Origin of the sequence: Nostoc sp., assembly GCF_036917975.1 — a bacterium.
Lineage (GTDB): Bacteria > Cyanobacteriota > Cyanobacteriia > Cyanobacteriales > Nostocaceae > Nostoc.
Genome location: NZ_JBALEJ010000020.1, coordinates 1 through 17,676 on the forward strand (window position 1 = coordinate 1; position 17,676 = coordinate 17,676).

The window sequence follows — 17,676 nt, forward strand, 5'->3', positions numbered from 1 at the left end:
TAAGCTCTCCTAGTAGATAGTTCCTATGTACTATATATATCCGGATATATCCGGTTTTTTGGGGTGTGACAGTTCTGGGTGCGGAAGATGGGTTAGAAATTAATCGGGGAGAAGTAGGGGAGATGAATCTGTAATTGGTATTTTTGCAATATTACCCATTGAATTACAATGCACTTTTCTGTAATCCTGCATACATGATGATGCACGGGGTAAGCACATCTAAATTTGAGTATAAAATGTATTAAGTAGCAAGTAAGTCGGCGGAAGACATCTGGTAAAATTAATTACACATTATGCAGAACCATTCTAGAAAGACTTTGGCGCATCGAATCCCCTGTCCAATTTCGCATCTTTACCAAGGATTTTGGGCTTACAGCAGTTTTCATGTATTTGAACCACATCTGTCGTAGGGGCAATTCATGAATTGCCCCTACTGCGTGGTCTATTTACCTGAAAATAGCTGTAAGTATAGAACTAGCCTTTTCAAGGTGACTCGTAAAATCTCTGTTTTTCTCTCTGCGCTGCGCCAGTTGCTACCCTGCGGGAACGCTAAGAGCGAACAAGTCGGGAAACCCGCCCAACCCACTGGCAACTCTATTGCCTTTGCGGTTTAAAAGCAATTTATTTAACCACTCCAGACGCAGAGAACACAGAGTTAAGAGATTAAAGAGGAATTTTTACTCACCTTAAAAGGGCTAGTCCTATGGTATTGCTTCAAGTTAGCTGTGCATTCTAGAAAATTTTGATGTGAGTTGCCCATAAAACAAAGTCCACTTAACACATCACAGTGTCAAGTGGACTTGGTAACTATTTTTAGTGGATCCGAGCAGAGTCGAACTGCTGTCCAAATTGGGTATTGACCCCCCGCTCATTCACAGGTTTAGCCTTTCTGACCCTCAAGGCGGGAATCGTTCATTATCCCGAACGTAGGATGCTCTGATTTAATCTTAGCCAGCAAGCCAACCAGAGAACGCTTGCTAGAGCATCCGTTGGGGTTTGGTCTTCAGTCCTTAACGGAGTCAAACCGAAGACGCTCGAACCTATAAGAGGTGTTTAGGCAGCTACTAGAGCATCCTTACGAGCAAAGCTAACGATGTTATTCGCATTTACTTTTTGTTTGAGTCTTTGATTTTCGAGAGGAGACTCACTCTCGACCTGAATCACAGAGCAGCGTTCGCCAACCTGTCGAAACCGTGACGGACCCATGCGCTTCATACTTCAATTATAATACGCAATTGTTGAATTCGTAATTCGTAATTCGTAATTCGTAATTAACAAAGTCAGGATGTATAGCTCCAATTACTCAAAATAGCCAATCGCTAATTTTAAAACCATTAGCAATTGGCTATTTGCCACGAGCCACAACAAGTATTTTTCTAAGTTAGTGCTTCAGCACCGCCCACAACCTCAAGGAGTTCTTGAGTAATTGCAGCTTGTCGGGCTTTGTTGTAAGACAGGGTGAGGGTATTAATTAGTTCACCAGCATTTTCACTGGCATTACTCATGGCTGTCATCCGCGCTGCTAGTTCACTAGCTGCCGATTCTTGCAGCGCCCGCAATAGCTGGTTACTCAGGTACAGGGGCAATAGAGAATCGAGAATCTGCACTGGATCTTGCTCGAAAATCATGTCAGGAGCCAATGTGCGGACTTGGTTAGTCACTTTCTCCCGTTCGACTTCAAATTTACCGCCCCGGGTTGTCAAGCGGAAGATTTCATCATCGGCTGCTTCTAGACCTTGTGGATCGAGGGGCAGTAGGGTTTGCACCACAGGACGGGAGCTAACCAAGGAAAGGAATCTGGTGTAGATTAATTCGATGCGGTCTACTTTTTCCGAAAGGAACAAGGAAAGTAGTTGATCGGCAATCTGATTGGCTTCTGCTGCGGTGGGAATTTGTTCTAAGCCGCTGTAAGTAGCATCAATTGGCTGATCGCGGCGTTGAAAGTACTGCGTAGATTTGCGTCCGACGAGTACAAATTGATAATCTAAACCTTCTGCCTTGATTTCTTTGGCGCGGTTTTCTGCACGACGGATGACGTTATTATTGTAGCCGCCGCATAGACCGCGATCGCCTGAAATAACCAATAACCCAACTGACTTAACTTGACGTTTTTTCAGTAGTGGTAGGTTTGCTTCTTCAAAGCGCAGACGGCTTTGCAAACCATACAATACTTGTGCCAAGCGATCGGCAAAGGGGCGAGTTGCTAGCACTTGTTCTTGCGCCCGACGCACTCTAGCCGCAGCAACGAGACGCATGGCTTCTGTGATTTTTTTGGTGTTTTTGACCGACTGAATGCGATCGCGTATTGCTTTTAAATTGGCCATAGTTCGATTTTAGATTTTAGGATTTTAGATTTTAGATTTGGGGTTTCGGATTTTAGATTTAATCCAAAATCCAAAATCCAAAATCCAAAATTCAAAATTGCTACGCTGTAGCTTTGAAGGTCTTCTTGTATTCGGTAAGTGCTTCCTTCAAAGCAGCTTCTTCGGCATCACCTAATGCTTTAGATGCTTGTACTCCTTGGGCATACTCGGTCTTGCCAGTCTTTAAGTACTCACGTAGACCCGAAGTGAAGGTGGTTACTTGATTTACAGGTACATCATCTAAGTAACCATTAATACCAGCGTATAAAATTGCTACTTGCTCGTATACCGAGAGTGGCGAATTTTGTGGCTGCTTGAGGAGTTCGCGCAACCGTTGACCCCGTGCCAACTGGTCTTGAGTGGCTTTATCTAAGTCGGAAGCAAATTGAGCGAAGGCTTGCAGGTCGTCAAATTGGGCTAGTTCCAATTTAATTTTACCGGCAACTTTTTTCATTGCCTTGGTTTGAGCGGCAGAACCTACGCGGGATACGGAAATACCGGGGTTCACTGCGGGACGGATACCAGCGTTAAACAAGTCAGAAGATAGGAATATCTGACCATCGGTAATGGAAATTACGTTGGTGGGGATGTATGCTGAAACGTCACCAGCTTGGGTTTCGATGATTGGTAGGGCGGTCATGCTGCCTTTACCTAATTCGTCACTCAGCTTTGCGGCTCTTTCTAACAAGCGGGAGTGAATGTAGAATACATCTCCAGGATAAGCTTCGCGTCCTGGTGGACGACGCAGCAATAGGGACATTTGGCGATAAGCTTGGGCTTGCTTGGAAAGGTCATCATAAATTACCAGGGTAGCTTTGCCTTTGTACATGAAGTACTCAGCAATAGTTGCACCTGTGTAGGGAGCTAGGTATTGCAGGGTTGCAGGTTCACTGGCGCTAGCGGCGACGACGATGGTGTAATCGAGTGCGCCTTTTTCTTGCAATGTTTGCACCACGTTAGCAACTGTGGAAGCCTTTTGACCGATCGCAACGTAGACACAAATTACATCTTCTTCTTTTTGGTTGATGATGGTGTCGATCGCGATCGCAGTTTTACCGGTTTGGCGATCGCCAATAATCAATTCCCGCTGACCACGACCAATGGGAATCATTGAGTCAATAGCTGTGATACCCGTTTGCATGGGTTCGTGTACAGACCGACGGGCAATGATACCTGGTGCTGGAGATTCAATCAAACGGCTTTCTGAGGACTTGATGTCTCCCTTACCATCGATGGGAAGACCCAAAGCGTTTACAACTCGTCCAATTAAGGCTTCTCCTACTGGAATCTGGGCAATTTTACCAGTAGCGGTTACAGAACTACCTTCTTGAATTTCCAGCCCTTCACCCATCAACACCGCGCCCACGTTGTCTTCTTCTAAGTTTTGGGCGATGCCAATTGTGCCATCTTCAAATTCCAAAAGTTCCCCAGACATAGCCTTTTCCAGACCATAAATCCGGGCAATACCGTCACCAACTTGGAGAACCGTACCAACGTTAGCAACTTTGACCTCTTGATCGTATTGCTCGATTTGTTGTTGGATAATGCTACTAATTTCGTCAGGTCTAATTGATATGCTCATGTGTCTATCTTTTTTGCTTTCGAGACGGAAGTAAAAGGGACTGGGGATTAGGGACTGGGGATTAGGGACTGGGGATTAGGGATGTAAAGAATTTATGACTATAATCTTTTTCCTAGTCCCCAGTACCCAGCCCCCAGTCCCCAGTCCCAATTTTCTAACTATTAGTTAAGCGCAATGAAAGGCGGCGCAACTGACCCCGGATACTAGCGTCAATTACCTGCGAACCTACTTTAATGATCACACCACCAATTAACTCGCTGTCTACCCTGGTTTCTAGTTCTACCTGACGAGCATTGGAGATGGCGATGACCTTTTGGATGATTGCCTGCTGTTGAGCTTCTGTGAGGGGAACGGCTGAAATTACTTCCGCTAATACGGTTTGATTCAGCTGCCGCAACAGCACCAGATATTGTTGAAAAATATCTTCCAAGAATGCAATGCGCCGCTTATCTACCAGTATCAGCAAAAAGTTGCGTAAGTAGGGGTTAGCGCCTTCACCAAGTATTCGTTTGATGAGAGCTTTTTTGTTCTCAGACTGAATAAACGGGTTGCTGAAGAAGTTGTGTAGCTGTTTATCTACCCTGAGCAGTCCCAGGAAAGTCCGCGCATCTTCTCCGAATTCTTCGGTCAAGTTTTTCGATTGCGCTATGGACAAAAGTGCCTGTGCGTAAGGTTGGGCTACTTCGGCTGCCGCTACCTGACTTGTCATACATTGCCTCCCAGTTGTGCGATGCTGCGGTCAATTAAACTTTGTTGAGCATCGTCGGCAATCCCGCTTTTGAGTTGCGATTCGACTTTTTGCAATGCTAGTGTAGCAACCCGTTGCCGCAGTTGAGCGATCGCTCGGTCAGTTTCGGTGTTTAAATCTGCTGCTGCCGTTTGTTTCAAGCGTTCTACGTCTTGCACTGCCTTCGCTAACAAGGCTTCTTTCGCTTTTTGAGCGTTTTCTGTGGCAGATTGGCGGATGCGTTCTGCCTCTGCCTGAGATTGCTTCAATTGCTCTTGCGCTTGGGAAAGGGCAGTCTTTGCCTCTTTTAAGCGCCCTTCTGCTTCCTGAATTGCAGTGGCAATATTGGATTGTCGCTCGTTCAGGATGTTGCTTAAAACTTTACGTCCGAAGTAGAATAATATGCCAATCAGAATCGCTAGATTTATCAGGTTGGTTTCAAAAATGTCTAGGTTTAGACCGAAACCACCTTCTGCTGCGCCTTCTGCCAATTCAGACCCAACAGCGTTTGCTTCTGCGGCAAGTAATAAGAATGTGCCCATGATACCCACTTACAAGTGCGCTGCTCGCTTGCTAATACATTGTATTTTCCCGGAGGGAAATAAAGTATCTTTTCCCAGAGGGAAATAAAGTATCTTTATCTCGTTGGGAAAAAGTGCCTTTTTTGACACTTAAATTTTGCGCTCTGGACTAGGGCCCAGTTGCGCGTATGCTTTCACAGAGCCAGTCTAGTTAGTTTATCTAACTGGAGTTGGCCCCAATAGTTTTTCTAGAATCTGCCGGCTTAGAGCATCAACTTGTTGCTCTAAGGTGCGAAAAGCTTCCTGCTTTTGTTGTTCTATTTCAACAGCAGCTTGTTCTCGTTGAGTCTGAGCTTCCTTTTGGGCCTCAGCAATTTTCTCGGCAGTAATTTTCTTAGCTTCTAGTTGAGCTGCTTCTACAGTCGCTTGCGATTGTCTGCGAGCATCTGCGAGTTGCTGTTCATATTCGGCGGCTAGACGCTCGGCTTTTGCCAAGCTCTCCCGTGACTCAAGGGTATTCGTTCGGATATAATTATCGCGATCGTCTAGTACCTTGGTCAGTGGCTTATACAAAATTGCATTCAACAAAGCTGCTAATAGCAGGAATTGCAATGCCATGAAGGGCAAGGTAGCATCGAAATCAAACATTTCTCTCCTCTTTGGCTGGAGTAGCAGTTTTAATGGCTAGCAAAATCATCCAGCCTTTGATATTTTAGAAATCCCAGAGCCAACAAGGGACAAGGGATTTTGGATTTGCAATTTTAGATTGACGATCGCGTAGCGTTAGCAACGTCGGAGCGTCTTTTTGATTTGAGAGCAGGTATAGCTCAGGAGCATATACCGAAAACTCTTGATCATCCAAAATCCAAAATTGGTAGTAAACTACATCAGAAGGACTAAATACCCAAAATATTTTCGATTGTAGAGGCGTGATGGTTCACGTCTCCACACTCACCAATACTTTTAGGTCTTACGCGAAGGGGTTAGCGAATAGCAATACCAAGGCAATAACTAGACCATAAATAGTCAAGGATTCCATGAAAGCCAAGGTTAATAGCAGAGTACCGCGAATTTTTCCTTCTGCTTCTGGTTGACGGGCAATACCTTCTACTGCTTGTCCAGCAGCATTACCTTGACCAATACCAGGGCCAATTGCAGCTAAACCAATTGCTAGAGCAGCAGCCAGAACTGAAGCAGCAGAAACTAATGGATCAACACCGGCGCCTGACGCAGCAGCTAGAACGTAAGAAGCAGAAATTAATGAGCCCATGTTGATTTTCCTTACCTTGAGTACAAAATGAACAATTTTTGTGTTTAGATTTCCGATTTTAGATTTGGAATTGAATCCAAAATAAGCATCCAAAATCTAACATTACATCAACTGAGGGACTCTAATGTGACTCCTCATGTTCTTCTTCACCATGTCCCTCTAAAGCCTCATGAATGTATGCTCCGGCTAGGGTGGCAAAAACCAGGGCTTGAATGGCGCTGGTAAATAAACCCAAGGCCATTACGGGTAGAGGTACAAACAGAGGAACTAGCAGCACCAGCACCGCTACTACCAATTCATCCGCTAATATATTGCCAAATAGCCGGAAGCTTAGGGAGAGGGGCTTGGTGAAATCTTCGAGAATTGCGATCGGCAATAGAATGGGTGTCGGCTCGATATATTTCTTAAAGTAGCCCAAACCACGCTTGCTAAAACCTGCGTAAAAATACGCTAAAGAGGTCAGCAGTGCCAATGCAACAGTCGTATTGATGTCATTGGTGGGAGCTGCCAATTCACCCGAAGGTAGCTTGATGAGCTTCCAGGGAATTAGTGCCCCTGACCAGTTCGATACGAAAATAAACAGAAACAATGTGCCAATAAATGGCACCCAAGGGCGGTATTCTTTCTCACCGAGTTGGTCTTTCGCCAAACCACGAATAAATTCTAGGGCATACTCCATTAAATTTTGGATGCCACTAGGAATTCTTTTTGCATTGCGAGTAGCTGCTATTGAAGCCACTACTAAAATGCTAATCACAAACCATGAGGTGAGAAAAACTTGCCCATGAATTTTAAGATTGCCCAATTGCCAGTAGAAATGATGACCTACTTCTAATTCGGCGAGGGGAAAAGAATTAAAGGCGTTTAAGACACTAAGCATTTGCATTCTTCAAGCATTTTCCCCAACGAGCGAGGATGGGATTACTATGTTTGTGAGCCTGACTTTTTAAGAATCAGGAATGAACGCAATTTGCACCATATAGACGAGCAGGGTGGCTTTGTAAGTTAGAAACCCCAAAAATATGGGTAGAATCTGTAGCTCACGCCATTGAGTTGCCACGATCATTACTCCCATAAACAGAGCTAAACGGGTTTTGCTCAGACGGGTTTTTTCACTACCGAGCCGCTCAACGTCTTTAGCCAGCATTTTTAAGTAAACCACACCTGTACACGCCCCAATTAAATAATTAAGGGCAATGTTTAAGGAATAAAAAATCCACACAGAGATAAAAATAACCCCCGTCAAGACAAGCGTGATTACCAATAATCGCTGGAAGAGTTGATAGAACTCTTGCATGGAGTTACCTGATTCTGTGTCTTCAGAACCAGTTTTAGCATCTTGTTGCGTTGTCGGAGTGGGCGCAATTGATTCGTCAGACAAGCTCACGGGACTTGAAACCAGTACAGTTAAATATGATGACTGCACATTCAGTCAGCTGAATCATATCACGATCCGGTAACAATACTTTAGGAAAAAACAATTAACTTCTTGGCAACGTTAAACAGTCAGTAAAGTCGCGCTCATAGTGGCGAGAGTGCGGCTGATGAGATGAGGAAGTGAAGGGGAGAATTATCAAGAATTACTGCCTGCAAAATTCAAAATTTCTTCCAATTTCGCTTTTTTTCGGTGAATAATTGTCCTCCAGGGTTTTTGTATAACTAGGGTGCTTCAAATCAACTGGTGCTTGAGGAGCATAGACGCGGACTGCAAATAAGAAATTGTAGAGTAGCAGACCGTTGTTAGACATTGCACCACTGCTGAATTCCAAAAAACTCCAATTCTCTGGATGTACGATAACGCGTTTCTTGGGCACTTTCCTAATTTACATTAAATTTACCAAAAGTAGTGATGGGCGATCGCACTTCACCACGAGTATAAATTATTTTGATTAACTCCGTATCAAAATCCCATAATCCAGGCGATTGGAAATCGCGGCTACACAAGCAAAGTCCGCCTGCGCGGACTAAAATCAAAATAGGCTTTCAAATTTCATCTGACGAGACTTAAGCAGGTGTCAACAAAATCAACTGCTGCTGGACAAGCCTTCTTACTTCATCCAATCCCAATTCTACAGCTACCAAAATTTCTGCAACTGTGGAATGACTATCACATCTTTGCATAAACTCAAACTCTGCTACTGATAAATTAACAATCTGGTAATCGTAATTAAAAAAACATTGACTGGGAAACCCCTCAATACAAGGATTAAGTTCGGGAATTGCTGTCAGTAGGGCGTTATCGTCTGTCCAATTAGCTTTGATGAGGGGAGGACGACCGAGGAAAAATTCGTAATGAGTTACTTCTGGATCTAGTAATTCTATCAGCCGATAAAGCTGGCGATCGCTCAATTCTTTTGCTCGTTCTACTAACTCTGGTGCTTTGCTCAAAAGTCTCTGTAAATCCCAGAAACTCGGATTCGAGAAACCAATAAATTCTAGTCCGGAAGCATCAATTAATTCAAATAGCGTCTCAATGTTGTAGTCAATTTCTTGGGGATGAACGTACATATCAGCAAAGTATTCATCCTTGTGGTTTTCTAGTGACCAACGTTGTTTATCGTATTTGACAATTCGGTTATTTTCTGGTAAAGAAGAAAATATTTGTCGCCCGACTTGAACACCATCGCGGTAGTCGCCTTTTTTGTCACCTTGAATCAGTGCGATCGCTTTTTGCATGAGTTGAATTTCCCAGCGTCCTAATTCCCCATACACAAAAATGTGCATCAAGCCGCCTGGGGCTAACTTCTTCGCCAAAGCTTGAATACCGCGAATGGGATCGGGGGTATGATGCAAAACGCCAACACAGTTAATTAAATCAAACTCACCCGGTAACTGTTCCACATCAAACAAACTGAGGTGATGAAATTCCACGCGGTTAGCCCCTGAACGCTGACAACGCTCTTTTGCTACAGCTAAAGCGCCAGTACTGAGGTCAATTCCCACAACCGAAGCTTGAGGATTGAGGTGAACTAGGTACTCTGTACCCACACCAGTACCGCAACCTGCATCTAAAATCCGAATATCTTGCCTTTGGGGTTTTTGACCTGTGCAGAAGTTATAAGCGGCTAGCCAATTCCAGCGCCAGTTGTAGCCTGGAGGTGGTTCATCCAACAGGGCTTCTGGCGGAAAGGGGTAGGTATTGTAGAGTTTGGCAACAGCAGCACTAACAGTTTGAGAATCGGACATGATGAGGAATAACGCAGTATTTCTGAGTTTAGCGAATGCTGGACACTTCAGGTAGACAAATAATTGCGATCGCCATCAGCCTACATAGCCTATATATTTTAGGTAGGAAAGTTGTTTCGGTAATAACACCACTGTTCAAGTATCTATTAGCTAGTAAAATATAATTATATCTTTTGTATAATAATTTACTCAATAGGAGCATTAAATGGCTGTAGGAATGCCTGAATTCGTTGAAAATCCAGAAAATCGTTGCCCTGTAATTCTGCTGCTCGATACTTCTGGCTCTATGTCAGGCCAGCCTATTCAAGAGTTAAATCGAGGACTTGCTGCTTTCAAAGAAGATGTACAAAAAGATTCCCAAGCATCGCTGAGTGTGGAAGTTGCCATGATCACATTTGGCCCCATTGTTAAACTCACGCAAGACTTTGTAACAATTGACCAATTTACACCGCCTACATTGGAAGTAGGTGGTGTTACGCCAATGGGTGCGGCGATTGAGTATGCTTTGGATTTTCTAGAAAACCGGAAACAGACTTATCAGAACAACGGTATTCTCTATTATCGTCCTTGGGTGTTTTTGATTACAGACGGTGCGCCAACTGACTCCTGGAATTCAGCAGCGCAAAGATTGAGACAAGCAGAAGCACAAAGCCGACTGTCATTTTTTGCGGTTGGTGTAAAAGATGCTGATATGAATATCCTCAAACAAATTTCTCCTCCTGAACGTCCACCAGTTACGCTAAATGGCTTAGATTTTCGTGAACTGTTTGTCTGGCTTTCTGCTTCGGTGAAACGGGTTTCTAGTGGCAAAGTAGGACAAGCTGTAGCTTTACCGGCTATGGGATGGGGTCAAATTACTAGTTAGAGGAAGTTTTGTGAATTGGAAAGCTGTTGCACGTTCCGAGATTGGAACAAGTCATCAAAAGCAGGGGATAGGTTGTCAAGATTATGGGAATTATCGCATCTTTGATGATGTGATTGTAGGCGCTGTTGCTGATGGTGCTGGTAGTGCTAAACATTCTGATTTTGGTGCTAATTTGGCGGTAGAAACAGTACTCAAATACCTGGGAGGAATTAGTAAATTTCTTCAGAAGCGGAAACGCTGTTGGCAAAAGATTTCTCAAGAATTTTCGCAAACAGAAGCCGAAAATTTATTTACTAAAACTGTAAACGAGGTAATTGCTGAGTTAGACAAGCAAGCAGCCAAAAAAGATTATTATGTTAATGATTTAGCTTGTACATTGTTGGTTTTTGTAGCGACTCCTGACTGGGTTGCAGTTATGCAAATCGGGGATGGATTTATTGTAATGCGTTCTGAAGAGTCAGAATATCAACTGTTGTTTCAGCCCGATAAAGGTGAGTTTGCTAATGAAACAACTTTTATTACCTCAACAAATGCACTAAAAGAAATGCAGGTAAAGGTCATTAACGAAAAACAAGAGTTTATTTGCGCTTCCACTGATGGACTAGAAAAAGTAGCAATTCGTTTAAGCGACTGGGAACCCTTCTCGCCTTTCTTTAAACCTTTGGAGGAATACTTACAGGAACCTGTTAATGGGGAGGAAGAAGATAAATATCTAACAGAATTCCTCAACTCGGAACGGCTAAATTCTCGCACTGATGATGATAAAACTTTACTTTTGTGCTTGTTTGATAGAGAGTAAAATTCGATGACAGTTCTCACCTGTGCCAGTACGGGGCAATCGATTACTCTGCTGGGTGAACGGATAGCTGATAGTGGTGAAGCTAAGGTTTGGCGAACTAATCGCAATGGTTACTTAGCGAAAATTTACCACGAGCAAACTCCTGAGCGTGTGCAAAAGTTGGCGGTGATGATAGCGCACCGACCCCAAGAGCCAAACTCTCACCTCAATCATATTTCTTTTGCTTGGCCTAAGTCGGTACTGAAAGATGCTCAGGGTAATTGTGTGGGCTTTTTGATGCCGGAAATTAAGGAAGCAAAAGAACTTATTAATATATATAACCCCCAGAAAAGAAAGGCTTTGAAACTTGAGGTTGATTGGCGTTTTCTCCACACAACGGCGCTGAATATCGCCTCAATTATTGAAGCAATTCACATTTCTGGCTATGTTTTAGGTGACATCAAGCCGCAAAATATTCTTGTAAACGATCGCGCCTTACCTTCAATTATTGATACTGATTCTTTTCAAGTTCGGAATCCGAAAAATAATAAGGTTTATCGTTGTCTAGTTGGTTCAGAGGGCTTTACACCGCCGGAACTGATTGATAAAGATTTTTCTAGCATTGATCAAACGGAAATACACGATCGCTTCCGGTTAGCAGTGATTATCTATCAGTTGTTGTTTGGTGGTGAAAGTCCTTTTGCGGGAAAATGGATAGGCGTGGGTGAAACTCCAGAAACTAACGATCGTATCCGTCAGGGTTTATGGCTGTATGCACCAAACCGTTTGATGCAACCTGTCGAAAGGACAATTCCTCTTGAGGTTGTTCACCCAGAGGTTCAGCGATGTTTTCTCAGGTGCTTTAACGATGGTTATAAAAATTCTAACTTGCGCCCAACTGCTGGAGATTGGGTAAAGGCGCTCAGACTTGCTGTTAATGAGTTAACTATCTGTGGAAAGGTAGACAGCCACTACTACAGCCGAACTTATGGTAAGTGTTATTGGTGCGATCGCTCTACAAAACTTGGTATTGATATATTTCCTGGCTTTGCTATACCAAAGCAACAATCTGCTTTTTCTGTATCAACATCACAACCTAAAGTTTTTGCCGCAGAGAAAATTATAGAAAATGTCGCAATAGGAGGGCAAATCCATACTCTCCAAGGGCATTCCGACTTGATTAGTTCCGTAGCTTTGAGTTCAGATGGCAAAATCCTTGCCAGTGCGAGTCGTGACTCGACTATCAAATTGTGGGATGTCACAACAGGAAGAGAAATTTACACCCTTCAGGGGCATTCCTCCTATGTTCATTCTGTAACTTTGAGTCCAGATAGCAAAACCCTTGCCAGTGGGAGTTGTGACAAGACTATCAAACTGTGGGATGTCACAATAGGAGAGCAAATCCGCACTCTCCAAGGGCATCTCGACTCAGTTTATTCGGTTGCTTTCAGCCCTGATGGCAAAATCCTTGCTAGTGGAAGTTATGACAAGACTATCAAACTGTGGGATGTCACAACAGGAGAGCAAATCCGCACTCTCCAGAGGCATTCTTCCTCTGTTTATTCCGTAGCTTTCAGCCCTGATGGCAAAACCCTTGCCAGTGGGAGTTGTGACAAGACTATTAAACTGTGGGATGTCACAACAGGAGGGCAAATCCGTACTTTCCAAGCGCATTCCGACTGGGTTGTTTCAGTTGCCTTCAGTCCAGATAGCAAAACCCTTGCCAGTAGGAGTGATGACAATACTATTAAACTATGGGATGTGACAATAGGAGCGCAAATCCATACCCTCCAAGGGCATTTCAACTATGTTTATTCTGTAGCTTTCAGCCCTGATGGCAAAACCCTTGCCAGTGGGAGTTATGACAAGACTATCAAATTGTGGGATGTAGTGACGGCAAGAGAAATCTATACCCTTCAAGGGCATTCTTCCTATGTTACTTCCGTAGCTTTTAGTCAAGATGGCAAAATCCTTGTCAGTGGAAGTCATGACAAGACTATCAAGATTTGGCAGCTTGCATCATTAAGCAATACAGCTACTTCATCACCAATTAAGCCAACTCAATCTCAAGTTTTGCAAACTAATCTGTCTGCAAATTTACCATCATCTAATAACTATAGTCAACAAAGTATTTTTCAAAGTGCCGTTCCCCAAAATACTTCTTCATCAGTAAATCCTACTTCTGCAAAAAAACAGACAAGTAATAAAGCGGTAAACAATACATCTCAACAATCATCTACTATAAGCCAAATTGTAGGTGCTGTTTTTATAATATTAGGACAAGGATTAGTACCAGCATTAGTACCAGCAATTTTAGCGCTATTTCGTTCTGGTTTAATTTGGTGGATATTAGCAGTCTTTTTTATTATATTTATAATAAACTTATTACAAAAATGAATTATGGTGCAACCGTCGATTTTAATAATTTGCTTTTGATCTCTAGATGTAAAACAAGGCATACGTGAAGCAGTAGAACAAATAGCCGCAGAACCAGGAACTAAAGTTTTTTATCTTGATGGTAAAAAAATTAATAGCAAAGAAACATTTTTAAGTAAAGCTGCTGAAGCAATGCAATTTCCTACATACTTTGGTGCTAACTGGGATGCTTTTGATGAATGTATCACTGATTTAACATGGTGTCCGGCCCAGAGATACGTCATATTTTATGACCATGCTGATATCTTTGCTCAAGCTGACCCTACACAGTACCAAATAGCATTAGATATTTTCAATTCAGCCAAAGAATACTGGGAGGCTAATAAGATTTATTTCAAGTTTTTAGTTATCAACAAATAGAATAGGTAAATTGATTTTTCCATTATTATCTATCTCTTTTCTTATCCTATAAATTAGTTAATCCTACAAATCCTGATTAAGACATTTTTTATGTAGGTAACTTAACAGTCCAATCTTCTAAAAGCAAGTAGGCTTTTTCAAAATCCTGAGTATTTCTGGTTACTAAAATTCCATGAATTGATTCTGCAATTGCAGCAATGCGTAAATCTTGTGTACCAATTCTTACACGTTTCTCCCTAATTAATAACTCATAATTTTCAAAAGCACGATTATCAAAATCAAGAATTCTGATATTTTTGAAAAATTCAATTTCATCAGCCAATCTTTTATAAGCTGCTATCAATTTATCTGATTTCAATGGTTTATTGTTATATTCATTAATATTTTTAAGCCTTCCTCGAAGCTTCTCCTCCAATGTAATCACAGTAACAGCAAGATTTTCAGGGTTTTTTCTTTTTATACGCTGTGTAACCTCTGGATGTCCTTGTTGAAAAAGTGATAGATGATCTGTATCTAATATCCACAACTTATTCACTGTATTTGATCCTCTACATTTTTATTTGCTTTTATACTCTCATCAAAAAGACTCTTATAATTCATAGCAGCAATACGATCTCCGCCTGTGAATTTTTTTGCATATTCATCTATCTCAGCATCATCTTGTTTATTCCATTCATCAATTTGTTTATAATAATCCTCCATTTCTGCATCTAATTCACATCGATATTCTTCTATGTGGTTCATCACTTCATCAAATTGAGTATCATCTTTGAACATTCCCGCAAATTTCATCCAAGGATGTTCAGCTTCTTCAGTGTATTCAATTTCTAATGTAACTATTTCTGGTTTTCGTTGTTGCATAATCTGAATGAGATTATTTAAAGCTTCTTCTTCAGTCGCACCAACACTTTGATAGTTTGGTAAACCTAACAATGTGGTTTTCACTGTACCATCTGGTTGATTGTCAATTAACACATCATAATTTAACTGAGGTGCTGCCTTCTTCACCGTGATTTTTCTAGATAAACTCATGATATTTTTAACCCTTAAGTTAAATATTGCTTATACCCATCAACAAAAATGTTTGTAAATTTTATTATGATCTTAATAAAGCTACAAACCCAGCTTGTACAAAATGAATATCGGCCGTGACTGCATAAATTAAACCCTGCTCCTTCATAACAATAAATGATATACAATCAGTCAAACCCCAACTTTTATCTTGACGACTGTGATAAAGTTCCAGCGCACGCATGAGAAGCTGTGTATCTACACTGACAACCTTGATATTATCTGTTTGATAACACTGATTAATAAACTGAACTGATGCTGTCCGATGCACTGCACTTAAAGCATTACCAACTTCTATCAAAACTGCTTCTGTCACGCATACTTAAAAAGCACTTCTTACTCTTGGGAATAATGCTTTAGCTTGATGATGGTATTGGTCATTCTTGTTCAGTACAGCCTGAATAAATACTGTATCTAAAAACAACCTTTCTTGATTCATTCTATTATCTCATCGTTATTTTTAGGGCATTCCATACAAATAGTGATTATGTTGACTTGACCAATCACTTGGTGCTTCAACTGTTCCTGTTAATGCCTCTAGTACATCCCAAGCGTTACCCTCAGAGTTGAACATTTCCGCAGCTTCCATTAAAGGAGATTCAATTTTAGGAGGGTAGGTTTCTTCTAAAGTAAATATTTTAGGGTTTCGTTGCTCAAAAAGCTTAATGAGATTATATAAAGCTTCTTCTTGATTCTCACCAAAACATTGATAGTCTGGTAAGCCTAACAATGTTGCTTTTACTGTGCCATCTGGTTCGGTTTCAATTAAGACATCATAATTTAACTTAGATGCTGTATTTTTAGGATAAGTTTGGATAGTTAAATTCATCATATTTTTCCCATTTAATCGTTATTTAATTATAACTGCTGACATTATTGCGTAGTAAGGAATTTATTCCTCAAAGTATTTTTAGGTGCGTTAGCGGAAAGTACAGCAATATTTTTCAGGATTTAGTGCGTTACCCTATTGTCTTTGGAACTGTAGCGATCGCACTAATGATTTACAACCAATCAGAGTTTGATTTACGCTGTGAATGGGGTCTACAAGGAGTTGCTCAACTCGCGCCCATCAGTGATGTAGTTGTGATAGTTGACGTTCTTTCTTTTTCTACCTGCGTGGAAATTGCCACCAACAACGGCGCGATAATTTTTCCCTACGCAATGAGAGATGAATCTGTCATAGATTATGCCAAATCAGTGCGAGCAGAGTTGGCAAGTCATAGACAACGTTGGACAATAAGTGGATATTCTCTCTCACCAAAATCGGTAGTTCAGATTCCTGCTGGAACTAGATTAGTTTTACCATCACCTAATGGCTCTTTTCTGACCTTACATACTGGGAATATACCAACTTTGGCTGGTTGCTTACGAAATTGCCAAGCGGTGGCGGAGTTTGCTCAAAAGTATGGTGATAAAATCGCTGTGATTCCTGCCGGTGAGAGGTGGAAAGAAGATGATAGCCTACGTCCTGCATTTGAAGATTTAATTGGTGCTGGGGCAATTCTCAGTTATTTACATGGCAGTTTATCACCAGAAGCCGAAGTTGCTGTCACAACATTTCAAGCTTTCCAACACGATTTATTAGGATACTTGAAAAAATGCAGTTCGGGTAAAGAGTTGATTGAAAAAGGTTTTGAGTCAGATGTTGAACTGTCAGCCGCTTACAACATTAGTGATTGCGTACCTTTCTTTACTGATAATGCTTATGTAAATTACAGGCTACAGGCATAATTAAACGTCGCACTGATTAGTTTGGCAATATTTGGCATTATCTATAAACTCTTGCAACTTATTCAAGGGAATTATCTGCAATGATGACCCACCCTGTACCTCAGCAGCGATGTAAGCAAACTTTTGTCCGCGATAAAACTGGTCACGTCCAACTTTGGTGACATACCGAGACTTCTGGAAATCATTGCCAATATTAGAATTATAAATATTTTGTAACAGTTTCACTGCATTGGCATTTTTTGTGGTGAATTTGAGGCGTTTATCACCACTAACGGTTATGCCTTCTTTATTCACTGTCCCATTTTCAGAAGTGACATCAGCATAAAAGTATAAATTTCCCTTTGTACCCTCGTAGCTGTGGGCTTCACTGTTGTATCTCAGAGTTGGTAATTGAGGTCTAGTCTTTGCCCACTTCACAACGGTGCTGATATTTTGTTCTGGAAGCGCATTTGCCGGAGCGACAGCTAAAATAATTGCGATCGCAGACAAAGTAACATTAAATAAATAGTTAAATTTACAACTCTTGTGCATAGTATTTACCCTATATATAAATACTGATAGTTACAGATTAAACCACCACAAATTAAGAATTACTTCCGGTACGTTGTCAGATGTGAGTATAAAATCATCAGTAGCAAAAACAACTTAACATCGACTAATAACCACTGTCCAGCGACTAAGTACAATATTTATTAATTCGTAGCAAATTCTCCGCGTACCTCTGCGCTTACCTCTGCGCCCCTACCCTGCGGGAAGGCGAAACGCCTATGCGTTTAAATAAAAAAT

21 protein-coding genes and 1 other RNA gene are annotated in these 17,676 nt (G+C 41.6%); 6 read left to right on the top strand and 16 right to left on the bottom strand.

Annotated elements, in window-relative coordinates:
* Positions 1-814: 814 nt before the first annotated feature.
* From ssrA to V7K76_RS06730, 11 genes are all read right to left on the bottom strand, one after another.
* Positions 815-1,204, bottom strand: a transfer-messenger RNA (tmRNA) gene (gene ssrA, locus V7K76_RS06680).
* Positions 1,205-1,376: 172 nt separating this feature from the next.
* Positions 1,377-2,324, bottom strand: a complete 948-nt coding sequence (locus V7K76_RS06685; RefSeq protein ID WP_334774703.1) for a F0F1 ATP synthase subunit gamma — start codon at positions 2,322-2,324, stop codon at positions 1,377-1,379.
* Positions 2,325-2,424: 100 nt separating this feature from the next.
* Positions 2,425-3,945 carry a F0F1 ATP synthase subunit alpha gene (atpA, locus tag V7K76_RS06690; protein ID WP_334774704.1) on the bottom strand — a complete coding sequence of 507 codons (1,521 nt, stop codon included), beginning with the start codon at positions 3,943-3,945 and terminating at the stop codon, positions 2,425-2,427.
* Positions 3,946-4,099: 154 nt separating this feature from the next.
* The gene (gene atpH, locus V7K76_RS06695; RefSeq protein ID WP_334774705.1) at positions 4,100-4,654 is read right to left on the bottom strand and encodes an ATP synthase F1 subunit delta; all 555 of its coding nucleotides are present in this window, start codon (positions 4,652-4,654) and stop codon (positions 4,100-4,102) included.
* Positions 4,651-5,223 carry a F0F1 ATP synthase subunit B gene (locus V7K76_RS06700; protein ID WP_334774706.1) on the bottom strand — a complete coding sequence of 191 codons (573 nt, stop codon included), beginning with the start codon at positions 5,221-5,223 and terminating at the stop codon, positions 4,651-4,653. Before V7K76_RS06700 ends, atpH begins: the two co-directional genes overlap by 4 nt.
* Positions 5,224-5,409: 186 nt before the next feature.
* Entirely contained in the window at positions 5,410-5,841 is a 432-nt protein-coding gene (locus tag V7K76_RS06705) for a F0F1 ATP synthase subunit B' (protein WP_334774707.1), read from the bottom strand.
* A 322-nt stretch (positions 5,842-6,163) separates the two neighbouring features.
* Positions 6,164-6,463 carry an ATP synthase F0 subunit C gene (gene atpE, locus V7K76_RS06710; protein WP_334774708.1) on the bottom strand — a complete coding sequence of 100 codons (300 nt, stop codon included), beginning with the start codon at positions 6,461-6,463 and terminating at the stop codon, positions 6,164-6,166.
* A 121-nt stretch (positions 6,464-6,584) separates the two neighbouring features.
* Positions 6,585-7,349, bottom strand: coding sequence for a F0F1 ATP synthase subunit A (gene atpB / locus V7K76_RS06715; protein WP_334774709.1), 765 nt, complete (start codon positions 7,347-7,349; stop codon positions 6,585-6,587).
* A 60-nt stretch (positions 7,350-7,409) separates the two neighbouring features.
* Positions 7,410-7,850, bottom strand: a complete 441-nt coding sequence (locus tag V7K76_RS06720; protein WP_334774725.1) for an ATP synthase subunit I — start codon at positions 7,848-7,850, stop codon at positions 7,410-7,412.
* A gap of 431 nt (positions 7,851-8,281) precedes the next feature.
* A complete protein-coding gene (locus tag V7K76_RS06725; RefSeq protein ID WP_334774710.1) occupies positions 8,282-8,437 on the bottom strand; it encodes a hypothetical protein in 156 nt (51 codons plus the stop codon).
* Between the two features lie 30 nt (positions 8,438-8,467).
* Positions 8,468-9,649, bottom strand: a complete 1,182-nt coding sequence (locus V7K76_RS06730) for a class I SAM-dependent methyltransferase (RefSeq protein ID WP_334774711.1) — start codon at positions 9,647-9,649, stop codon at positions 8,468-8,470.
* A gap of 35 nt (positions 9,650-9,684) precedes the next feature.
* Between V7K76_RS06730 and V7K76_RS06735 the strand changes: the two genes are divergently transcribed.
* From V7K76_RS06735 to V7K76_RS06755, 5 genes are all read left to right on the top strand, one after another.
* Entirely contained in the window at positions 9,685-9,813 is a 129-nt protein-coding gene (locus tag V7K76_RS06735) for a hypothetical protein (RefSeq protein ID WP_334774712.1), read from the top strand.
* Between the two features lie 41 nt (positions 9,814-9,854).
* Positions 9,855-10,514: a vWA domain-containing protein gene (locus V7K76_RS06740; protein WP_334774713.1), complete on the top strand. Its 660-nt coding sequence runs from the start codon at positions 9,855-9,857 to the stop codon at positions 10,512-10,514.
* A 10-nt stretch (positions 10,515-10,524) separates the two neighbouring features.
* Positions 10,525-11,313 carry a PP2C family serine/threonine-protein phosphatase gene (locus tag V7K76_RS06745; RefSeq protein ID WP_334774714.1) on the top strand — a complete coding sequence of 263 codons (789 nt, stop codon included), beginning with the start codon at positions 10,525-10,527 and terminating at the stop codon, positions 11,311-11,313.
* A gap of 6 nt (positions 11,314-11,319) precedes the next feature.
* Entirely contained in the window at positions 11,320-13,689 is a 2,370-nt protein-coding gene (locus V7K76_RS06750) for a protein kinase domain-containing protein (protein ID WP_334774715.1), read from the top strand.
* Between the two features lie 81 nt (positions 13,690-13,770).
* Positions 13,771-14,088: a barstar family protein gene (locus V7K76_RS06755; protein ID WP_334774726.1), complete on the top strand. Its 318-nt coding sequence runs from the start codon at positions 13,771-13,773 to the stop codon at positions 14,086-14,088.
* Between the two features lie 88 nt (positions 14,089-14,176).
* On the opposite strand, the gene V7K76_RS06760 is transcribed toward V7K76_RS06755, so the two are convergent.
* The 4 genes from V7K76_RS06760 to V7K76_RS06775 form a co-directional block, all read right to left on the bottom strand.
* Positions 14,177-14,623 carry a type II toxin-antitoxin system VapC family toxin gene (locus V7K76_RS06760; RefSeq protein ID WP_334774716.1) on the bottom strand — a complete coding sequence of 149 codons (447 nt, stop codon included), beginning with the start codon at positions 14,621-14,623 and terminating at the stop codon, positions 14,177-14,179.
* On the bottom strand, positions 14,620-15,120 hold the full coding sequence (locus V7K76_RS06765) for a hypothetical protein (RefSeq protein WP_334774717.1): 501 nt from the start codon (positions 15,118-15,120) through the stop codon (positions 14,620-14,622). The genes V7K76_RS06760 and V7K76_RS06765 overlap by 4 nt, the downstream gene beginning before the upstream one ends.
* Before the next feature lie 64 nt (positions 15,121-15,184).
* Positions 15,185-15,475 (bottom strand): type II toxin-antitoxin system VapC family toxin, encoded by a 291-nt coding sequence (locus tag V7K76_RS06770; RefSeq protein WP_334774718.1) that lies wholly within the window; start codon positions 15,473-15,475, stop codon positions 15,185-15,187.
* Positions 15,476-15,619: 144 nt separating this feature from the next.
* The gene (locus tag V7K76_RS06775) at positions 15,620-15,991 is read right to left on the bottom strand and encodes a hypothetical protein (protein ID WP_230968574.1); all 372 of its coding nucleotides are present in this window, start codon (positions 15,989-15,991) and stop codon (positions 15,620-15,622) included.
* Between the two features lie 122 nt (positions 15,992-16,113).
* On the opposite strand from V7K76_RS06775, the gene V7K76_RS06780 reads away from it, so the two are divergent.
* Entirely contained in the window at positions 16,114-16,890 is a 777-nt protein-coding gene (locus tag V7K76_RS06780; protein ID WP_334774719.1) for a 2-phosphosulfolactate phosphatase, read from the top strand.
* On the opposite strand, the gene V7K76_RS06785 is transcribed toward V7K76_RS06780, so the two are convergent.
* Positions 16,891-17,421: a hypothetical protein gene (locus V7K76_RS06785; RefSeq protein ID WP_334774720.1), complete on the bottom strand. Its 531-nt coding sequence runs from the start codon at positions 17,419-17,421 to the stop codon at positions 16,891-16,893. It abuts the gene before it with no gap.
* Positions 17,422-17,676: the final 255 nt, after the last annotated feature.